The sequence below is a fragment of the Arthrobacter sp. P1_B11 genome (assembly GCF_056406715.1).
Map to the genome: position 1 here is coordinate 150,157 of NZ_JBFTZQ010000009.1, position 20,310 is coordinate 170,466.

At 66.2% G+C, this 20,310-nt stretch carries 19 protein-coding genes; 10 read left to right on the forward strand and 9 right to left on the reverse strand.

Going from position 1 to position 20,310, the window contains the following annotated elements:
• Positions 1–3 precede the first annotated feature (3 nt).
• Positions 4–537 (forward strand): hypothetical protein, encoded by a 534-nt coding sequence (locus tag AC1D14_RS09955; protein WP_230118931.1) that lies wholly within the window; start codon positions 4–6, stop codon positions 535–537.
• A gap of 162 nt (positions 538–699) precedes the next feature.
• Positions 700–1,098 carry a GNAT family N-acetyltransferase gene (locus AC1D14_RS09960; RefSeq protein WP_230118932.1) on the forward strand — a complete coding sequence of 133 codons (399 nt, stop codon included), beginning with the start codon at positions 700–702 and terminating at the stop codon, positions 1,096–1,098.
• A 125-nt stretch (positions 1,099–1,223) separates the two neighbouring features.
• On the opposite strand, the gene AC1D14_RS09965 is transcribed toward AC1D14_RS09960, so the two are convergent.
• Positions 1,224–1,751, reverse strand: a complete 528-nt coding sequence (locus AC1D14_RS09965) for an AAA family ATPase (RefSeq protein WP_230118933.1) — start codon at positions 1,749–1,751, stop codon at positions 1,224–1,226.
• Between the two features lie 140 nt (positions 1,752–1,891).
• Between AC1D14_RS09965 and AC1D14_RS09970 the strand changes: the two genes are divergently transcribed.
• Entirely contained in the window at positions 1,892–3,235 is a 1,344-nt protein-coding gene (locus AC1D14_RS09970) for a S1C family serine protease (protein ID WP_476968410.1), read from the forward strand.
• 15 nt (positions 3,236–3,250) lie between these two features.
• Here AC1D14_RS09970 and AC1D14_RS09975 read toward each other — a convergent pair whose 3' ends face one another.
• Positions 3,251–3,760 (reverse strand): GNAT family N-acetyltransferase, encoded by a 510-nt coding sequence (locus tag AC1D14_RS09975; protein WP_230118935.1) that lies wholly within the window; start codon positions 3,758–3,760, stop codon positions 3,251–3,253.
• A gap of 273 nt (positions 3,761–4,033) precedes the next feature.
• Here AC1D14_RS09975 and AC1D14_RS09980 point away from each other — a divergent pair, with 273 nt between their 5' ends.
• The 5 genes from AC1D14_RS09980 (at position 4,034) to AC1D14_RS10000 (ending at position 9,119) form a co-directional block, all read left to right on the forward strand.
• Positions 4,034–6,256: a S8 family serine peptidase gene (locus AC1D14_RS09980; RefSeq protein WP_476968411.1), complete on the forward strand. Its 2,223-nt coding sequence runs from the start codon at positions 4,034–4,036 to the stop codon at positions 6,254–6,256.
• A 179-nt stretch (positions 6,257–6,435) separates the two neighbouring features.
• On the forward strand, positions 6,436–6,642 hold the full coding sequence (locus tag AC1D14_RS09985; RefSeq protein WP_230118937.1) for a hypothetical protein: 207 nt from the start codon (positions 6,436–6,438) through the stop codon (positions 6,640–6,642).
• A 98-nt stretch (positions 6,643–6,740) separates the two neighbouring features.
• Complete coding sequence (locus AC1D14_RS09990) at positions 6,741–7,514, forward strand: DedA family protein (protein ID WP_476968412.1); 774 nt, start codon at positions 6,741–6,743, stop codon at positions 7,512–7,514.
• A 2-nt stretch (positions 7,515–7,516) separates the two neighbouring features.
• Positions 7,517–8,437, forward strand: coding sequence for a cytochrome c oxidase assembly protein (locus AC1D14_RS09995; RefSeq protein ID WP_476968413.1), 921 nt, complete (start codon positions 7,517–7,519; stop codon positions 8,435–8,437).
• A gap of 7 nt (positions 8,438–8,444) precedes the next feature.
• Complete coding sequence (locus AC1D14_RS10000; protein WP_476968414.1) at positions 8,445–9,119, forward strand: DUF1345 domain-containing protein; 675 nt, start codon at positions 8,445–8,447, stop codon at positions 9,117–9,119.
• A gap of 36 nt (positions 9,120–9,155) precedes the next feature.
• Here AC1D14_RS10000 and AC1D14_RS10005 read toward each other — a convergent pair whose 3' ends face one another.
• On the reverse strand, positions 9,156–9,530 hold the full coding sequence (locus AC1D14_RS10005) for a response regulator transcription factor (protein WP_230118941.1): 375 nt from the start codon (positions 9,528–9,530) through the stop codon (positions 9,156–9,158).
• Between the two features lie 290 nt (positions 9,531–9,820).
• Between AC1D14_RS10005 and AC1D14_RS10010 the strand changes: the two genes are divergently transcribed.
• The gene (locus tag AC1D14_RS10010; protein WP_476968415.1) at positions 9,821–10,210 is read left to right on the forward strand and encodes an Hpt domain-containing protein; all 390 of its coding nucleotides are present in this window, start codon (positions 9,821–9,823) and stop codon (positions 10,208–10,210) included.
• 128 nt (positions 10,211–10,338) lie between these two features.
• Here AC1D14_RS10010 and AC1D14_RS10015 read toward each other — a convergent pair whose 3' ends face one another.
• On the reverse strand, positions 10,339–11,565 hold the full coding sequence (locus AC1D14_RS10015; RefSeq protein WP_476968416.1) for a glycoside hydrolase family 3 N-terminal domain-containing protein: 1,227 nt from the start codon (positions 11,563–11,565) through the stop codon (positions 10,339–10,341).
• A 214-nt stretch (positions 11,566–11,779) separates the two neighbouring features.
• On the opposite strand from AC1D14_RS10015, the gene AC1D14_RS10020 reads away from it, so the two are divergent.
• Positions 11,780–12,601 carry a sulfurtransferase gene (locus AC1D14_RS10020; protein ID WP_476968417.1) on the forward strand — a complete coding sequence of 274 codons (822 nt, stop codon included), beginning with the start codon at positions 11,780–11,782 and terminating at the stop codon, positions 12,599–12,601.
• Positions 12,602–12,637: 36 nt separating this feature from the next.
• On the opposite strand, the gene AC1D14_RS10025 is transcribed toward AC1D14_RS10020, so the two are convergent.
• The 5 genes from AC1D14_RS10025 to AC1D14_RS10045 all read right to left on the reverse strand — a co-directional run bounded on the left by AC1D14_RS10025 (position 12,638) and on the right by AC1D14_RS10045 (position 20,309).
• A complete protein-coding gene (locus AC1D14_RS10025) occupies positions 12,638–13,369 on the reverse strand; it encodes a sortase domain-containing protein (RefSeq protein ID WP_476968418.1) in 732 nt (243 codons plus the stop codon).
• 3 nt (positions 13,370–13,372) lie between these two features.
• The gene (locus AC1D14_RS10030; protein ID WP_230118946.1) at positions 13,373–14,011 is read right to left on the reverse strand and encodes a hypothetical protein; all 639 of its coding nucleotides are present in this window, start codon (positions 14,009–14,011) and stop codon (positions 13,373–13,375) included.
• 157 nt (positions 14,012–14,168) lie between these two features.
• Positions 14,169–14,978, reverse strand: coding sequence for a hypothetical protein (locus tag AC1D14_RS10035; RefSeq protein ID WP_476968419.1), 810 nt, complete (start codon positions 14,976–14,978; stop codon positions 14,169–14,171).
• A gap of 225 nt (positions 14,979–15,203) precedes the next feature.
• Positions 15,204–15,380: a CsbD family protein gene (locus AC1D14_RS10040; RefSeq protein WP_230118974.1), complete on the reverse strand. Its 177-nt coding sequence runs from the start codon at positions 15,378–15,380 to the stop codon at positions 15,204–15,206.
• Positions 15,381–15,614: 234 nt separating this feature from the next.
• Entirely contained in the window at positions 15,615–20,309 is a 4,695-nt protein-coding gene (locus tag AC1D14_RS10045; RefSeq protein WP_476968420.1) for a beta strand repeat-containing protein, read from the reverse strand.
• Position 20,310 lies beyond the last annotated feature (1 nt).

Below are 20,310 nucleotides of genomic sequence, written 5' to 3' on the forward strand. Positions count from 1 at the left end.
CACATGGGAAGAATTCTCGGATGGCTGGCGGCAGCCGTGGTGGTCACGCTGATCTTCGGCAGCGTCTACGTTGCGTTTCAGCAGCTCGGCCGCCGGTCGGCGAATGACGCACCGGCCGCTGCCGCCGCGGCCTTGGTGCAGCTTCCTGCCGGAACTGAACCGGCGCCGCGGGTGGAGCTGACCCCTGAGAGCGGAGTGTTCGTCGTCGTATACGGGTCGGACGACAAGCCGGAGTCGGGGACGGCGACCCTTCACGGATCCCTGCCGGTTGTGCCGTCCGGCGTGCTCCGGACGGCACGCGATTCCGGCGTTGACACCGTGACGTGGCAGCCGGAGCCCGGCCTGCGGATGGCCATTGTGGCACGGTCCTCGGTGGGAAGGGTGGTGGTGGCAGGGCAGTCGCTGGCTCCCTATGAGGACAGGGACCGGATCACGATGATCTTCCTGGCGCTCGGATGGCTGGGCAGCCTCATTGTCCTCGGTGCCGGGTATGCCGGGTCCGAGTTCCTGAGCCGTCGCGGCCGTCGCGACCGGTGACACGAAGAGCGAACGGGGCAGCCCGCAATATGGCCGGAGGAGACGGGTCCACGTTCGACGCCCTTATCAGGAATTGAGCTGCTTCTTGAAGAAGGTCGCGGCGTCCTCATACGCGAGGGCAAAGGCGGGCTACAAGCGAGGGCATCTGTAATGCTGTTCAGCATGACGATCACCTTTGAATGGCGCGGAGCGGTTAAGAACGAAGAGATCAACCAGCTGCACGCGGAGGGCTTCGATCATGAATACGTTGAAGACGATTGGAGTGACGTGCTCTGGCGCCTCAGTCTGGGCTGGGTCACAGCACGCGACGACGTAGGTCTCGTAGGATTCGTCAATGTGATCTGGGACGGTCATGTCCACGCGTTCATCGAAGACACTTTGGTGGCACACAGAGCGCGCCGTCAGGGCATCGGGAAAACACTCCTCGCCGTTGCAACCGAACAATCGAGGAAGGCCGGCTGCGAATGGCTTCATGTTGACTTCGATGACCACCTGAAGAGTTTCTACTTCGATTCATGCGGTTTCCGTCCCACCAATGCTGGACTAATCCAACTGCGCTAGCTGTGGCGGACCGCAGGTCTTCGTGCAGACAGTCCAAGGCTGGGGCAGGATGAGCTGGTGACTTGCGGTGATGAGCGACTCGGCGGGCCGAATATCTCCCGGCGCCTTCCGCCTCCGCAGCGCGGCTACCACCCGATGAGCGTGCGAACGGCATGGGCGGCCTCTTGGGGGCTCTGGCTGCCGATTGCCACCACATGGGCGTCAAGGCGGGCTTCATTCAGGATCCGATGTAGCTCCACGCTGCGTTCCAGGTGCCAGGCCAGCTCCGGGCTGTTGGGCTCGTGCCGATTCCTGAGCCTGTCCTGAATAGTTGCGAGAGACGGATCCAACCGGACCACTGTCAGGGCGCCTCCGCCCAGGGCAGTACGGTAGCGATCCACCTCGGCAGAGTGCTCAACGACCCCTGCAAGGATGAACCGCCGAACGCCGACCTCGCGATAGTTCAATGCCAGGGACTGGAGGTTCCGGAGCTCGAGTTCATGGTTAAACCGATCCGTTGCGGGCACGGGCCAGCTCCGCCGCAGCCCATCCAGATCGATGACGGCGTTGCTGATTCCGTCGTCGGCGAGCAGCCGGTGCAGGGCCTCGCCCGTGGTGGTCTTTCCGGATCCAACTGTCCCGTTGAGGAAAACGCTCTCAGTAAGAGTGGCCATCACAGGAGTCTAGGCGTGCCTCCCAAATAGGTTGACCGTCTCCGGGAATTGCTCACAGCTTCGTCACAGGAGCCGGACAGACGGCCGATAGGACCGGCGTCGAGTATGAGGTCATAGCCTTCGAGAAGTCAGGATGACCGATGAACGAGTATGAACGTCCAATGCAGGATGACTACACACAGGTTGACTACATGCAGGGTGACTACATGGAGCGCGGCGCCGGCGAGGGCGCCGGGGCAAACCCAGCGGCTGCCAGCGCAGCCACTGCCAGCGCAGTCCCCGCCTGGGCGGCCGGGACCACGGCGGCCGGCCCCACCACAGCAGGCATGACGGCAACCCGCCCGAGGGACCGGAAAAGGGTGGGTCCTGCGGTCTTCGTCACCTGTCTGGTGGCCGCAGGTCTGCTGGGCGGAGGTACCGCCGTCGGGACTACCGCTCTGTTGAACCCGCCAACCCAGGGGTCAGCCACGGCGCAGGCCCAGTACACGCCGGTGATCGTCAACAACACTTCCAGCGTCAACGCGGTGACCGCTGCCGCTCAGAAGGCGACGCCCAGTGTGGTGACCATCAGCGCAAGTTCCGGCAGCTCCGGCGGCACCGGCTCGGGCATCATTCTGGATACGGACGGCCACATCCTGACCAACACGCATGTGGTCACCCTGGACGGGCAGGCCGCGAACGCAGCCATCGAAGTCCGCACCAGCGACGGGAAGGTCTACACGGCGAAAATTGTGGGCACGGACCCGCTCTCGGATCTGGCCGTCATTCAAATCACCGCCCAGGGCCTGGTCCCGGCGACGCTGGGGGACTCGGGCGCGGTCAAGGTCGGCGACGCCGCCATAGCCATCGGAGCGCCCCTCGGACTCAGCGGCACCGTGACGGACGGCATTGTCTCGGCGGTGAACCGCACCATCGAAACGGACTCCTCCGCCACCTCGCAGACCGACTCCTCCACGTCGGGGCAGGGGTCCATCAGCATCAACGTCATCCAAACTGACGCGGCCATCAACCCCGGAAATTCCGGCGGCGCATTGACCAACACACAGGGTGAGATCATCGGCGTCAACGTGGCCATCGCCTCGGCCGGATCGTCCTCCTCATCCTCCCAGTCCGGCAACATTGGCGTCGGTTTCTCGATCCCGATCAACACCGCCAAGCGCGTGGCCCAGGAGATCATCGCCTCAGGCGCAGCGACACACGGCCAGCTGGGCCTTTCGGTGCAGGACAAGGCCTCCGGAACCTCGTCGGACTTTACGACCGGGGCCGAAGTGGCGTCCGTAACCGCGGGATCCGCGGCGGACAAAGCCGGGCTGAAGGCCGGCGATGTGATCACAGAACTGGCCGGACGGACCGTGACTGACGCCTCTGAGCTGACGGCGGCCGCACGGGAACAGGCTGCCGGAACCACCGTCAAGATCACGTTCCTGCGCGGAGGCCAGACTCAGGCCGCCGACGTCACACTCGGAGCAGCCACCGCCGGGTGACGCCGCAGAAACGGTTCAGTCGTTCCCGGTCCGGTGGTTCAGGCGGCGGAAGTCCCGGGAAAGATACAGGGCCATGGCAGCGGCGTTACCGCTGTGGACGCTGACCGCGAGGATGTTGTGTCCCAAGGTGTGCAGGACGTGCATGGCATGGCGCAGGAGGTCTTCGGCGACGCCCTGCCTGCGGTGATCCGGGTGGGTGAAGAGTTCGGCGATAAAAGCCGTTCCCGGGCCCGAGCTTCCGACGTGCCGGTCTGTGATGATGATGGCCCCCGTGATGCGGCCGTCCGGGCCAACCGTCAGGAGCGAGGCTTCGGGGATGGGGGTGCCGTGCGCGCCGTCGAAGATTGTGCCGATCCTGTCGACGGAATGGAAGCCATCTGAATGCTCCTTTTCCGGGTCGTAGGCGCGCAGATAAAGGTCTTTCAGCTCCGGCAAGTCGCTGGCGTCAAGTGGCCGGGGAATACGGGCGTCGGGCTTGTGTTCCTGAGGCCCGACGAGAGCCGCGAGGGAGATAAGAGGGACCATGGATGACCTGCCTTTGGCCAGTGGGGAAAAGACTCTTGCACACAGTGTGGGGCATTCCCGCCTCCGGGGGAAGACGCGGGACTGGACCCCCGGTAACCGCAGCCTTAACAACGGGGTTCAGGGAAGTCGCTCTCTTCCGACAGCCAGGTTTCGGCTGGCCCAACAAAAAGTCCTACCCAACAGCTACACTCATTTTGGATGCGGCTAGGGGGTCGCATCCTAACTTCCGCGCCCGACCAGTTGTGGTTGACGCGCCGAACAGGAATGGTCTCGATGTCTCACGCGCGCCGATCGTATTTCTCCTCCCTCTTGGCCTCGGCCGGCGTTGCGGTGCTGGCCGCCGGTGCGCTGATCGGCCCGCCGGCATCGGCAGACGATGCGCCGGCGCCGCTGCCGGCAGTGCCGCCCGCAGCCTCGATTGCGCGGCCCTCCTCCGGTGCAGCAGCGGCGACCAACCAGTTCATTGTGAAGTTCAAGGCCGGGGCGGCTACCGTACCCGCGGAGCGGGCAAAGACCTACGGGCGGGCCGCCGTCAAACTCGGCTCCACCGTGAAGGACCTCCGCGCCACGTCCGGCGGCGCCCGCGTGCTGCGGACCGCCAAGAAACTGGGCGCCGGCGATTCGGCAAAGCTTCTCGCGTCACTGCGTGCCGATCCCGCCGTGGCCTATGCAGAGCCCGACGTCCTGATGCACCCCAAGGTCGCCGACCCGAACGACCCCTACTTTCCGTTCCAGTGGAACCTGTCCCAGCAAACGGGCGGCATCAAGGTGACCCGGGCCTGGGACGTTACCCAGGGCGCGGGCCAGGTGGTGGCCGTGGTGGACACCGGCATCACCCGCCACGACGACGTCAACGCCAATGTGCTGCAGGGCTACGACATGATCACCGACCCGGATGAAGCCCGCGACGGCAACGGCCGCGACTCCGACCCCACGGACGAAGGGGACTGGACCGACCCCGGATTCTGCGCGGCCGATGCGGCTGCCACCGAGTCGTCCTGGCACGGCACCTTCGTGGCCGGCATCATTGGTGCCGTCACCGGAAATGCTGACGGCATTGCCGGCGTGGCTCCAAAGGCCAAAATCCTGCCGGTCAGGGCCATGGGACCCTGTGGCGGCTTCACCTCGGACATCACGGACGCCGTGATCTGGGCGTCGGGAGCTCCCGTGGCTGATGCGCCCCTGAATCCCACCCCGGCGCGCGTCATCAACCTCAGCCTTGGCGGCACAGAAGCATGTTCGCAGACCTGGCAGGATGCCATTAACACCGCCACCGGCCGGGGTGCCGCTGTGGTGGTTGCTGCCGGGAATGAGAGCGTGTCCGCCGCGACCTCGGAGCCCGCGAATTGCCAGAACGTCATCACTGTTGCAGCCAGTGGTCCCAGCGGTTCGTTTGCCCCGTACTCAAACTTCGGCCCCAACGTGGACGTCACCGCCCCCGGCGGCGACATGACACCGGCTCCCGGCGGGAACCCGGACGACAGCGTTTCGGGCGGCATCCTGTCCATCCGCAACGACGGCGCGACCACCGCCCAGACGGACTCGTCCTACTACTTTGCCGAGGGCACGTCCGCGGCCGCCCCGCACGTTGCCGGCGTGGCCGCGCTGCTGATGGCGCAGATGGGGCCGACCGCAACGCCCGCCGCGGTCGAGGCCCGCCTGAAGCGGACAGCACGTCCAGTTACCGGCGGCTGCCCGTCAGGCTGCGGGGCCGGCCTCGTGGACGCCGCCGGCGCGGTTCTGCACATCAACGCCGTGGTGGCCGCCGGCGATCTGAACGGCGACCGGAAGTCCGACGTGCTGGCCCGGGACAACTCTGGGGCGCTGTGGCTCTACCCCGGCAACGGCAGCGGCGGCTGGCTGGCACGGGTGAAGTCCGGCACGGGCTGGAACGGCATGACGGCCATTGTCGCTCCCGGCGATTTCAACGGTGACGGCAGGGCCGATGTCCTGGCCCGCGACAGTTCCGGAGCGCTGTGGCTCTTCCCGGGCAACGGGCGTGGAGGCTTCCTCGCACGGGTGAAGGTGGGTTCCGGCTGGAATGCCTTTAGTAGCATCATCGGTCCGGGCGACATTAACGGTGATGCGAAATCGGACGTCCTGGCCCGCGACACAGCCGGCGTGCTCTGGCTGTACCCAGGCAACGGGCGAGGCGGCTGGCTCGCACGCGTCAAGGTGGGCTCCGGCTGGAACTCGATGACCGCCGTCGTGGGTCCCGGTGACATGAACGGCGACCGGAGGGCCGACGTGCTGGCCCGCGACACCGCCGGTGCGCTCTGGCTGTACACGGGCAACGGCCGCGGCGGCTTCTCCGGAAGGCTGAAGGCCGGCATCGGCTGGAACGCGATGACGGCCATCACCGCCCGCGGCGACTTCAACGGCGACGCCAGGAACGACGTCCTCGCGGTGGATTCCGCCGGCGCACTCTGGCTGTACAAGGGCAACGGCGCGGGCGGCTTCCTGGGGCGGTCTGCTGCCGGCTCGGGCTGGAACTGACGCCCCCGCTCAGGACAGTCTTGGGACTTGGAGACGGCCGCCGCGTCTGCTGACGCGGCGGCCGTTTCCCGTTTAACTCCGGTGTCTCGACGCCGGCGCCGACTCGTGCTTTGCTGTTCCTTGGGCGGACCGCCTGCCCGGCATGCGTCCGGGCTTCACTTGAGCAAAGGAGCTTCACAGTGGCTGGCCTCAGCAGTAAGTTCGATTCTGAATACGAAAGCAAGAGCATCGAGGAACTGGCCAAGGCACCCGTCGGTGCACTCCAGGGCCTGTCCGAGTCCGACGCCCAAAAGCTCCAGGAGGCCCTCGGCATCAAGACCATCAAAGACCTGGGCACCAACAAGTTCTTCCTGTGGGCCCAGGCGGTGGCAAAACTGGCCGAGTAGGCCGCGCACCACCGGAAACGCTGGCCCGCCGTCCACGACGGCGGGCCGGCGTCCGTTTTCTTAGGGTTTTCTTTGAGACCGCGGGCGAGAGTGGTTCCATGCATACTCTTCATGCCCTTGCGCTGGCCCCGGCCGTGGCGTGGTCCGCCGGGATCCCGTCCCTGCTGGACCCGGCGGCCCTGCTGCAGGATCTGGGGCCGCCCACCCTCTCGGTCATCGCAGTCATGGTGTTCATCGAATCCGGTGTCCTTTTCCCGTTCCTGCCCGGTGACTCCCTGCTCTTCACGGCGGGACTGCTTCACCAGCAGCTGAACCTGGCGCTGCCGGTGCTGATCGGCGTCATCACGGCGGCGGCGGTGGCCGGGGACCAGGTGGGCTACATGCTCGGACGGAAATTGGGCCGCCGGTGGTTCAAGGACGATGCGAAAATCCTGAAGACCTCCCATCTGGACAAGACCGAGGACTTCTTCCGCCGCCACGGCGGACCGGCCATTGTGCTGGCCCGCTTCGTTCCGATCGTGCGGACCTATGCGCCGCTGAGCGCGGGGATCGCCCGCTACGGCTACAAGTCCTTCTCGCTGTGGAACATCGTGGGCGCCCTCGCGTGGGCCACGTCCGTGACGCTGCTGGGCACCTGGCTGGGACACTTCGATATCGTGGCCAAGAACATCGACGTCATCGCCGTCGTCATGGTCCTGGTCTCCGTGGTGCCCTGGGGCATCGAATACCTCAAGCACCGCCGGAGCAGGAAAGCCGACGTCCAGGAGGACGCCAATGAGGCCGACGCCGACGCCGACGCCGGCGCTGACGCAGACGTCCGCGGGGACGCCGCGGACGGATTGCCGGCTGAAGAAGTCGCACGAAGGAACTGACCATGCCACCGTGGGAAGTCGTCTGGACTTCATGGACGCCTAACTGGCCGGCCCTTGTGCTGCTGCTACTGGCCGCTGCGTTCTACGCGCGCGGCGTCCGGGCCGCAGGGAGCCGCGGCATCACCTGGCCGTGGTGGCGGACGGCGACGTTCTACGTGCTGGGCCTGGGCAGCTTCGCCGTGCTCAGCTTCGGCTTCACGGGCGTCTACAGCCACGATCTCCGGTGGGTCTTCACGCTGAAGGTCACCTCTTACCTCTTCATCGTCCCGTTGCTCGTGGCAGCGGGAAAGCCGCTAACCCTGGCCCGGAACTCCCTGGGCGCTGCCGGCGCTTCGCGGCTGGAGAAGATCCTGAACCACGGCGTGGTGCGCTCCCTGAGCAACACCGTGGTTGCTGCGCTGCTGGGGCTGGGCATGTTCAGCCTGTTCCTCACACCGCTTTTCTATCCGCTGCGGACCAGCCCGGTATGGGACGTGGTCCTGACCGTATTCGTGCCCCTGCTCGGGATGCTGATGGCGGTGCCGATCATCGAGGACGGATCAACCAAGGCCGTCAATGCGCTGATCGTTGTCGAGTTCATCTACGTCTTTATCGAGCTCCTTGCCGATGCCGTGCCCGGAATCCTGATGCGGCTGAGCCCGGGGATCCTGGACGGGGCCGGGCGGATCGCGGCCGGACACCGCAGCTGGCAGCCGGGTCCTCTCCGGGACCAGCAGATGGCCGGAGACCTGCTGTGGTTCCTCGCCGAAATAGTCGACCTGCCGCTGATCATCCTGATGTTCGTCCGCTTCGCCCGCAGTGACCGCCACGAAGCCCGGTCCTTCGACGACCTCACGGATGACGAGCTGGACGCCCTCAACCGCCAACATCTAAGCGGCCACGGCCAGGCCGCCGCCCGGCTTCCGGCCGCGGAACTGGAATGATCAGACCATGAGCGCAACGGACAGGGCAGGGCACCAGGCCACGGAATACGACAGGCCGGCCCATCACTCCCGGCTTCGCCTTCTGGTGATGGCCGTGGTGGGTATCGGCGCGGCCGTTGCCGTGGGGCTCCTGAAATCGTGGTCGTACGCGCCTGCGATGGGCTGGGCGGCCGCGTGTGCCACCTACCTCATCTGGGTCTGGACCATCATCGGGGGACTGGACGCGGGAGCCACGGCCGCGCACGCCCGGCGCGACGATCCCGGCAGGGCCGCTTCGGATGCGCTGGTGCTCGCGGCAACCATAGCCAGCTTCGGCGGTGTGGCCCTCATCCTGCTGGACGCCTCCACCACTGAAGGCGGAGGGAAGGCAGCGATCATCGCCCTGGCGCTGGGAAGCGTGACGATGTCCTGGTTCCTGGTGCATACGCTCTTTGCCCTGCGCTACGCCTCGATTCATTACCGGGACAAGGCCGGCGTGGACTTCAACGAGGACAGGCCGCCGCGCTACCTGGACTTCGCCTACCTGTCCTTCACCGTCGGCATGTGTTTCCAGGTCTCCGACACCGACCTGAAAACCGACGCCATCCGCGGCACTGTGCTGCGCCACGCCCTGCTCTCATATCTGCTGGGAGCCATCGTGCTGGCCACCACCATCAACCTCGTTTCCGGCCTGGTCCGCTGAGCGGAGAGTCCGCTGAGGGGCCGCGAACACGCGCGCCTAAGGTCGAGGGAGTTGCAGCCCGAGCGCCTCGTCGACTTGGGCTCGCAATGCACGTGGGCGGAACGGCTTAGACATGACGGCGTTGGCTCCTGCCGAGATCACGGCGTCCATCATTTCTTCATGGCCCGTGAGCATGAGGATGTAGACGTCGCTGAAGCTCCTGATTCGGCGGATGACTTCCAGGCCTGTGATGTCCGGTAACCCGAAGTCCAGGATTACGATATCGGGGGAGTGCATGCGTACGGCGTCAACACCTGCGGTGCCTGTTTCTGCGAGTCGGGCGGTAACGCCGCCGGCTCCCAGGATTGCATGAATAAGACCGCCGACGTCCGCATCGTCTTCAACCACAACAGCCGTCCGGCTACCCGCCATCAAAATTCTCCTTGGGCCGCCCCAGTATTGCCCTTGACGAAACCCTACCAAGAGGAAGCCCGAAGCGCCCCGGGGGGCAGGCGCCAGTGCGGGTCCGGCCGTAACTTGGGGAAAGCTGAGCCGATCTTGGGGATAGGCTGCATAGACTTTGAGCCTTCTGGAGAACACTTAACAGTGCGCCGTACAGCGGCGTCGTGGTGCCTATGACGGATCGGAATGAGTGTGAACATCTCGCAACAGCGCAGCCGTCCCAAGGCAGTTCTTGGGCAGCGCCTGACCCGTAGTCCCAAATGAGGACAGGTCAGCAGGCGGCGGGGACAAGGGCAGGACAACGGCCGCCCGTCCTCGACACCGTTGCTCTACGCATACTCGCCGAGCAGGCCGGACAGTGCGTGGCGGACAGATTCTTTAGCGAGTACTTGGATTTGTTGCCGGCACGCTCGGCCAACATCGTTGCCGGTGTCGCGGCCGAGGACCTGGAAAAAACGTTGGATGCCGTGGTGAGCCTCAAAGTTACGTCCGCAATGGTCGGCGCCCTGCAGATGGAAGACTGCGCCCGTACCCTGGAACGTCGGTTACAGATCGGTCACTGGCCAAGTTCAGAGACTGCCAGTTCCGTTCTTTCCAAGGAGCTGGCCCGCATCGTTTCCGAGGCCCGAAACCAGCAAAGAGTCCGCTGAGGGGCCAGGCCGAGGATGTCTTGGGCGTCAATTTCGTAAGACGGCGTCCGGGGCCATAGGTGCGTCTATGACATGCGAATCTGGCGGCTCGGTGCCCAGCGCGTCACCGGCCTCTTGGGGGTCCGCCGCTAGTGCCCGGCCTTCACCGTCAGCACTTTCAGGGCGGCGGCGTTGACCTCGGCCGCGAAGGCGGGGTTGTGCTGCGCGAGCTGCAGCACCGCGGAGGTCATGACCGGAATGTCCCGCGGGTTTGCGCACAGCAGCATGGTTCCACCGGCGTGGATGAAACCGGTGGCCCGGGCGCCCTTGGCCCACGGAGCCAACTGCGCGGCATTGCACAGGTCATCGGACAGGATGACCCCGGTGAAGTGCAGGTCCCCCCGCAGCATGGTGCGCATGATCACCGGGGACAGGGGGGCGATGTGGGCGGCGTCGATGCGGTTGTAGTAGGCGCTGGACACCATCACCCAGCGGGCGCCCGCCTGGATGGCCGTCCGGAACGGCAGCAGGTAGGGATCGGTGCGCGTGGTGACGGTGTCGTGGACGTTGCGGGTGGTGTCGGTGTTGAGGGTGACGCGGCCAAGCCCCGGGAAATGCTTGACCACAGGTGCGACGCCGGCCTGGCGCATGCCCGCAGCAAAGGCTCCGCCGCGGCTGGAGACTGTCTGCGGCGTGAACCCGTATTCGCGGCCGAAGAAGCCGATGGGCGCGTTGTGCGGAGCGAACTGCGCGCTCGGGACGGTATCCAGTACTGGCGCCAGATTCAGGTTAAGCCCGGCGGCGCGCAGTTGGTTCCCCCAGACGCGCGCATTGGCCTGCAGCACTGCCGGCGCCTGCCTGCCCTGGGCCACCGCCGTCGGAATCACTGAGAAGCCCGGGCCGCCGAGGACCTGGACGAAGCCGCCTTCCTGGTCGGTCGCCACAGCGAGCCGGATGCCCCCGGTGGTGGCCGTCGATACGGTTGCGGTCATCCGGCGGACGACGGCGGCCGTGGCACCGGTGCCAGCGCGGCTGCGCCCCGCCAGGTACACACTGCCCACGTGGTACTTGGTGATATCGGACATGGTGTTAATGTCGGCGCCGGTGGCCGCAGAAGCAATCATGAACAGCTGGCCCACACGCTGCGCCAGGGTCAGCCTGGCAAGCTGCTGCGCCGGGGTCAGCGCAGCCGGTGCAAGCGCCTGGGGTGCCATCGCCGCCGGTGCGGCGGTGGTGATGTGGGCGGGAGCGGCAACGTGGGTGCCGGCGGCCCGGCTCGCCTGCTTGCCGGGCGCGGGCGACGGCGGCGGGGCGCACGACGCCAAGGCGAGCAGGAGGGAGACTCCCAGAACCGAAATTTTACTTAGTTCACGCATGGTCACACGGCTTGGCTGGGGCACTCATATATCCACCAGCGTACGCCGGTTCCGCTCTGTCCGTTGGCTATTTGCGGGCCCCGCCCGTCCGGCCGGACGGGCAGGGACCGCCGTGGCCCCTCGACGTCGCGGGCAGCAAATGCGTCAGGCGCGCAGAGTCCGCATGTTGATATGGCCATCTCGAACTCCGAGACGGAGGATTACGCTGGAGCCCATGTCGGAAGCAAGCAATATTCAGCCCTTCGTGGACCTCGAATGGTGCGCAGGCCAGGGACGGCGGGTGGTCGTCGCGGACACGCGCTGGTACCTGGACGGATCGTCCGGGCGGGACGCCTACAACCGCGGCCACCTCCCCGGCGCCGTGTTCGTCGACCTCGACCGCTGGCTTTCCGCGCCGGCGACGAAGGAATCCGGGCGCAATCCGCTGCCGGATCCGGAGGTTTTCGCCGAAGGCATGCGTCAGAGCGGTATCAACGGCTCGGATGTGGTGGTGGCCTACGACGATGCCGGCGGCGTCATTGCGGCCCGTCTGGTCTGGATGCTGCGGGTCACCGGACACGATGCCGCTGTCCTGGACGGCGGCATGACGTCCTATGCCGGCGCGCTGGAGACGGCGATTCCGGCAGCCGTGCCCGGAGACTTCACCGCCCGTCCCTGGCCGACCGGACTGCTGGCCGACATCACGGAAGCGTCAGCCGCAGCCACAGTCATCGACGCCCGGAACCGTGACCGCTACCTTGGGATGCAGGACCCCGTCGATCCCCGTCCCGGGCACATTCCCGGTGCGGTAAACGTGCCGTGCAGGGAGAACCTGGGGCCCTCGGGAAAGCTGGTCCCGCGGTCCCAGCTGCTGGAGAACTTCAGCCGGGCCGGGATTAGCTCTGCTCATGACACGGTCAACTACTGCGGCTCCGGGGTGACAGCCTGCCACAACCTGCTGGTGCTGGAGTACCTCGGCATGGGCCGGGGCAAGCTGTTCGTTGGCGGCTGGTCGCAGTATTCGCGTGCGTCGGAGTTGCCCGTCGGGACCGTCTGAGCGATTGGAACTGCGCAGCGGGGTGGTTTGGCCGGCCTACTTGGCCTTGAGCTGGGCGTACACCACGTAGTTGTCGTTGAACAGGCCGGTTGCGGGGTCGTACCCGTCGCAGGTGATGAGCCGCACCTCGGGCCCCTTGGTGTTGCCGTACACCTGAAGCGTGGGGAAGCTGTTCTTGCTGTAGGCGGCAGCCTTTGCAACCGTGAAGGCCACGGTGCTGTGGTCGGCCCGCTGCACCGCGATCTCGTCGCCGGGTTTCAGGCTGCGGAGGTTCGCGAAGACCCCGGGGCCGCCGCTTGTCGAGTTGACGTGGCCCAGGAACACGGCCGGACCGGTGTCGCCCGGCGCGGGGGAGCCGCTGTACCAGCCGGCGGGTGCGCCAGGGCCGTCCGGCGGCACCTCCAGCGACTTGTTGGGCCGGAGCGCCAGCTTCACGAGCGGCGACTGCACGCCGATGGCCGGAACACTCAGTGCCACGGGTGCCGGAGCCGGCCGGGCAGGGGAGGGGATCTTGGCCGCCTTGGCGGCTGCCGCCGTCGGGCTCTTAATCTGCGGTGCCTTTGTGGACGGAACGGCCGACGGCGATGCGGCACCCGACGCTGCGGCTCCGGTCTGCGGTCCGCCGGTTGCCGAAGGGGCGGCCGCTTGACCGGCTGCCCCGCAGCCGCCCAGGGCCAGTCCGCAAAGGACCAGGAGGGAGACCGCGGCGGACGGGAGGGCGCCTCTGCGCGGGATGCCTCGGTGTGGCCGCGTCGATGGGGGTGCCATGGCTTAGTGGTGTTCCTTCCAGCACGCCAGGATGGTGGTGGACACCTGGTAGGCGAACGCGGTGGGGGTTGCGCCGTGGGGGCCGACGGCGGCCGGCAGCTTTGTGGCGTTGACGTACAGGGTGTTGTTGTCCTTGAGGAAGACGACCGATCCGTCGTCCGTCTGGTAGGCGGGGAAACCCAGATTGGCGAGACCCTTGATCGGCTCTGTTCCGCCGATCTTGCCTGCCAGGGCGTCGAAGTACTTCCGCGCCGAGGCTGGGTCTGCTGATTCCTTGACGGAGATCACCAAGGGCCCCTCGGCGAGGTGGTAGGTGCAGGTAAAGGTCTTGTCGGCCCAAGTGGAGACGCTGTGCGGTGCGGCCTTCAGCTGCAAAATCTCGGAGACGTTGTCCTGGGTCTCCGGCCCGCAGACCATCCTGGCGGCCCCGGACGGGCTGTCCTGGGACTCGGTGGCGGGGGTGGCGGAGGACGCCGCTGCTGCGGAATGGTCGACGGAGTGCTGCGTTGCCGGGGAATCCGAGGCCGATGCAGTGGATGCTGATCCGGGCGCTCCGGCCGCTGCCGCGCATCCCGACAGCAGCAGGGACGCCACCGCCAGGGATCCCAGCAGGTGATTACGGTTTCTGTTTGCCTTGCTCATGGTGGCGCCTTGTCCTTCGCAATGTGTCCTGCACGGGAACCTGCAGGAACCTGTAGGAGCCGGCGGCACGGGCAGAGCTCCGGTTGCTGCGGATGCGTCGGGCTCCGCAGCAGCCGGCACTCATGCCCGTGTCGATGCCGGAGTGGTCAGTCCTGGCTTAGGCTGCCTGTGCGGCCTTGCGGCGACGGATCACGTAGGTGCCGCCGGCAGCGGCGGCGAGGACGAGGCCGCCGCCCAGGGCGAGGGTCCCGGCGTCGGTACCGGCTGCTGTACCGGCGGGCTGCTGCGCGACGCCTGTGTCAGCGCCGCCGACCGGCATGATCATCTGGCCCATGGCCAGCGTTCCGCACAGTGCCGGCGAGGTCGCGGCGAGCGGCAGGGACGGGACGAGGTCGCTCTTGGCTGCCTGGCCGGCCGCGCTCAGCGTGGCGGGGTCCAGGCCGTGGACTACCACCACGGCGGTGCCGGAATCCAGCGCAGCCTTGGTTTCGGCGTTGAGGTCGAAGGTGCGGTCAATGGTGTAGCTGCCGCCCTGGCCGGCGACCTTGAGGTCCAGGCCTGCGGCCGGGCTGGTGTCGCCCTTGGTGGAGAGTGTGGTGCCGATCTTGCCGTAGGAGGGTGCGCCTTCGGTGGTGGAGATGACGCCGTCGCCATTGGCATCCGCGGCCGGGCCGGGGCACTGGCCCGCGGCGCCGACATGGATGTGCTGGACGTGCGGGAACGGTGCGTCCATGAAGGTGGGGGCGAGGCCGGAGACGTTCAGCACGGCGTGGGCCTGGTTGCCGGTGACGTCGATGGTGACGGTGCCTGAGGCGGAGCTGCCGTTGAGCTGGCCGAGCGTGGCCTGGTAGGAGTGCGTGGTGCCGGTTTGAGCCGGGGCTTCATGGGCCATGGCGGGAGCGCCGGAGAGGGCGAGTGCGCCCAGGGCAAGGGTGGGAACTGCCATGAAGCGAAGTGTCTTGTTCATCGGAAAGCATTCTCCTCGTGCAAGTGGTGGTGGTTCTCCCCTGACAGGGACACATGCAGTTCGGAGCGATGTTGGGGGGCGGATGGGTGGAATTGTGATTCGGTGCACTTTTTGTTGGTGGGAACGCCGTGGCGAGGCGCGCCTGTGGCGAGGTGCGCCGTCCCCGCACACAATGAGACCCCGTCCAGGATCGGCTGAATGGGGCCTCACGTCTCAAGCTGGGACCTAGTGCCGCCTGAAGGCGTCCTTGATCTTTTCGCCCGCCTGCTTGAGGTCGGCGCGGAGATGCTGCCCTCGGCCTTCAGCCCTAAGCCGTTCGTTACCGGTAGTGCGTCCGGCTGCTTCCTTGCTTCTGCCGTGGAGTTTCTCGGCGGCATTGTGGATCTTGTCTCCCAAACCCATCATGACCTCCTTCTCGAGTGGCCAGTGCGACCCTACTGGCGCGTAGGCCACGTCTATATTTTACGGGCGGACTACCCAGAAAGATCCTGCGCGGGGCGCCAGCTTTCCTGGCGAAGGCGGTTCCACGCCCTGGCCGGATTCTCTGTTAAAGCGGCCACGGCCGCCGCAACGCCTGGTGTGTTCAGGTGCTGCAACGGCCGTGGCCTTTGTTTGTGCCCCGAGTGGGCGGTTTGCCTAGCTCACCGCGGCCGTGGCCGCGGAGGTTTTGGCCGCCGTCGTGTAGCCGGTCTTGGCACCGGTGACCGTGACGGTCAAGGTCTTGCCGCTGACGGCCGGTATCGGTTTGTAGGTGCTGCCGGTGGCGCCGGTGATGGCGACCCCGTTCGCCTTCCACTGGTACGTCAACGTGACCGGCGCCGGACCCCAGGTGCCGGGCGCCGCCGTCAGGATGGACCCGACCTTGGCGGTGCCCGTGATGGCGGGCACCGGCGCGGTGAGGGTTCCGGCCGCCACCTTGGCCGTAACCGCCGAGGTCTTGGCCGCCGTGGTGTAGCCGGCCTTGGAGCCGGTGACGGTGACGGTCAGGGTCTTGCCCAACACGGTGGTTGCCGGTTTGTAGGTGCTGGCGGTGGCGCCGGTGATGGCGATGCCGTTGGCCTTCCACTGGTACTTCAAGGTGACTGGTGCCGGACCCCAGGTGCCTGTTGCGGTGAGGGTGGACCCGACCTTGGCCGTTCCGGTGATGACCGGTACGGGTGCGGTCAGGGTGCCGGCGGCCACCTTTGCAGTGATCGCCGAGGTCTTGGCCAGGGAGGTGTAGCCGGCCTTGCTCCCGGTGACCGTGACGGTCAGCGCCTTGCCTATCACTGCAGCGGCCGGCTTGTAGGTGCTTGCGGTGGCGCCGGTGATGGCGATGCCGTTCGCCTTCCACTGGTACTTCAGCGTGACCGGTGCCGGACCCCAGACGCCCGTTGCCGTCAGGGTGTACCCAACCTTGGCGGTGCCGGAAACTCCGGGCGTGGGCGCGGCCAGAGTGCCGAGGGCCACCTTGGCTGTTGCCGTGCTCGTTTTGACCGCGGTCGTGTAGCCGGCCTTGGCCCCCGTGACGCTAACAGTCACGGTCTTGCCCAGGTCCGTGGCCGCTAGCTTGTAGGTGCTTGCGGTGGCGCCCGTGATGGCGACGCCGTTTGCCTTCCACTGGTACTTCAGCGTGACCGGTGCTGGACCCCAGGTGCCCGGGGTTGCGGTCAGTGTGGAGCCCACCTTGGCCGTGCCGGTGACCTTCGGGACCGGTGCGGTCAGGACCGGGTTGAGGGCCATGACAGTCCCTGTTGCCACCGAGGTCTTGGCCGCCGTGGTGTACCCGGTCTTGGTCCCCGTTACGGTGACCGTGATGGTCTTGCCTACGTCCGCCGTCGTCAGCTTGTAGGTGCTGGCGGTGGCGCCGGCGATGGCGAGCCCGCTGGCAGTCCCGTTCGCTTTCCACTGATAGGTCAGCGCGACCGGTGACGGTCCCCACGTGCCCGGGACTGCCGTCAGCGTGGACCCGGCCTTGGCTGTACCCGTGATGGTAGGCGCCGGGGAAGTAAGGGGCAGGTTCGCGGCCGCGAAGGAAAGGTCGTGCGTGGTGGCGCTGCCGCTGACAACGGCGACGGGAGTGGCTGTGGCTTCGGTGGTCGCGTTGCCGGAATAGAGGTCACCGGCAGCCAGGCCGCCATGCACGCGGATAACGTACTTGCCCGTCGTGAGACCGCTGATGCTGTACTTTCCGGCTGCCGTGGTGCTGCCGTCCCGGGTGACCAGCGAGCCGTCCGGCGTGTAGGCCTGGACGAACGCGTTGACCACTGGCTGCCCGGCCTTGTCCAGGACGGTTCCCGTGACGGACCCGCCTGCTGTCAGTGCGGCATCGATGTTCTGCACGGCCTGGCCCGTGGTCACCGGGATGGCTTGTGCCTGTGAAACGCCGGCGGACTCGGGCTTGTTCTGGTAGAACTGCGCTTCTTCCTGCGAATACCCGCTGGAGCGGTTGAAGGCCACCTTGTAGGAACCCGCCGCGAGGCCGACCACGCTGTAGTTGCCGGTGGCGTCCGTGAAGCCGTTTTTGACGGTCTTGCCTGCAGAGTCGAGCACGGACAGCGGGTAGCCATTCGTGCCGGTGCCGGTGACCTTGCCCTTGATGGACGCGCCGGTAGTCACTGTCATGTCGACGCCGGGCATGGTCTGCTCGGCAGCAACGGTCAGGGCCTTCGCCGTTGCGGCGCTGGTGCCCCCGTACCAAAGGTCTTCAGCACCGCTTTGGCCGCCGGAAAAATGCAGTTTGTAGGTGCCGGGTTCCAGTCCGATGACGGAGTATGTGCCGTCAGGATTCACCCAGCCGGGGCTGGAGGATCCGTCGATGACGCCGGTCTTGGTGGCATGTACCTGTGACGCGGTGAGGTTCGTTCCCGTTGGAGCGGTGATCTTGCCGCTGATGACGCCACCCTTGACCAGAGTGGTGTCGGCCACCGTCAGGGTCTGGCCTTCGGTCACTGTCACCGGGGTTGCCGTGTCCATGCTGGACGCCTTGTTGTACCACTGCGGCAGCGTTCCGGAGCCGTAGGAGCTGAACTGGATTTTGTAGCTGCCCGGCCTCAGCCCGCGGATTGAGTACGTGCCGTCGAAATTCGAGTAGGTAGAGCCGGCCATGGTGTTGTCGCTGGCCTTGAAGGCAGTGACGGAGGTGTTCGAGGAGTATTCGGCTGCCGGCAGCGTGACCTTGCCGCTAATGGTGGCGCCCTTGGCAAGAGTGGCGTCTATTGCCGTGCGGTCCTGGCCCGCTGTGAGCGTGATTGGCGTGGCCTCCGCCTGGGTCTGGACGTTGTTGTACCACTCGTCCAGGGCCCCGGAGTTGTAGTTTGAGAAGTTGACTTTGTAGGTTCCCGCGAGAAGTCCCTTGACGGCGTAAGTACCGTCTGCGTTTACGCGCCCGTAGCTGCCGTAGGTGCTTCCCTCTGCGGTGGCGGACACGTTGACCATCGCCAGATCAACGCCGGCGGGAGCCGTGAGCTTGCCGCTGATCGACGCGCCCTTGATCAGGGTCGCGTTGATGCCGGTGAGATCCTGGCCAGCCGTGACGGGCAGTGCCGTGGCCGTATCAATGGTGGTGCCGTTCGCGTACCACTGGTTCAGCGCCCCAGAGTCATAGCCCGAAAATTGGACTTTGTAGTTTCCGGCGCGGAGGCCGGCGACCTTATACGTGCCGTCGGCCTGCACCTGGGCACTGATCGGATACGCCCTGAAGTTGTCAGCGTTGTAGACGGAGGCTTCTACTCGGGCCAGATCGACGCCGGCAGGAGCTGTGACCTTGCCGCTGATGGATGCGCCCCTGATGAGCGGCGTGTCACTGAGAGTCAGCTCCTGGCTCGCCGTGACGGGGACGGGCGTGGCCTCGGTGTACGACAGGCCGCCGTACCACTGATCGAGTGCCCCCGAGGTTCCTGGGCTGAACTGGACTTTGTAGGATCCGGCCGCAAGGCCGGCGAAGTTGTAGGTGCCGTCGGCCGTGACCTGCACGGATCCCGCGTAGGAGTAGCTGTCTGACGTATAGAGATAGGCCTGCACCGCGGACAGGTTCACGCCGACAGGGGCCGTGACCTTGCCGGAAATTGACGCGCCCTTGACCAGGGCGGCATTGACGCCGGGATGGTCCTGCCCCGCTGTCAGGCTGATGGGCGTTGCGGTTTCAAACGATGAGGCGCCGGAATACCACTGCTGCAGCGTGGCGGTGTTGTAGCCGGCGAACTGGACTTTATAGCTGCCTGACGGGAGACCGGCCACCTTGTACGTGCCGTCGTCGTTGACCGATGAGGAAGCCACGTAGTTGGGGTTCGTTCCGCCGGCCTGGTAGACCGTGGCCTGAATGGAGCCCAGGTTCACGCCTGCTGGGGCGGTGACTGTTCCGCTGACGGACGCGCCCATGACCAGGGCCGCGTCGATCCCGGTACGGTCCTGGCCCGCGACGAGGGTCACGGGCGTGGCTGCGGCTTCGGAGGAGGCGCCGGCGTACCACTGCTGCAAAGTGCCGCTGTTGTACCCCGAGAACCGGACCTTGTAGCTGCCTGCCGGCAGGCCGTTGACCTTGTACGTGCCGTCGTCGTTGATCTGGGAGGATCCCGCGTAGCCTCCGCTTGCCGAGGTGACGTCGGCCTGCAAGGAGCCAGCCTCCGCACCGGCAGGAACCGTAACTTTGCCGCTGATGGAGGCGCCCATGACGAGCGTCGCGTTGATTCCGCTAAGATCCTGGCCTGCGCTGAGCGCCACCGGCGTGGCGGTCTCGGAGGACGACGCTCCCGAATGCCACTGGGTAATGACGCCCGAGTTGTTTCCGGAGAACTGGATTTTGTAGCTGCCTGCCGGTATGCCGCGGACCGTGTAGCTGCCGTCCTGGCCAACCTGTCCGTAACCGGAATACCAGTCGGCGCCAGTGCTGCTGACTGAAACGCCGACAGAGCTGGGGTCGATGCCAGCGGGGACGGTGACGCGGCCGCTGATGGAGGCGCCCTTGACGAGGGTTGCGTTGATGCCGGGCAGGCTTTGGCCGGCCGTGAGGGTGACGGGTGTGGCTGACTGGAAGGACGTTGCGCCTGAGTACCATTGGCCCATTGCACCGGAGTCACCACCGAATTGGACCTTGTAGGACCCTGCCGGAAGGCCGCTGACCGTATAGCTGCCGTCCGCGGCGACCTGTCCGTAACCGGAATACCAGTCCAGGCCGGTGCTGCTGACCGAAACGCCGACGGAGGTGAGCACCACTCCTGCAGGTGCCGTCACTTTTCCGCTGATGGATGCATCTGACAGGTCGGCTGCGTTGGCAGGCGTTATGCCGAGCAGCACCAGCGCTGACAGAACCGATAATAAAACGGCGATCCGAAAACGGAATCGCCTGCTCAAA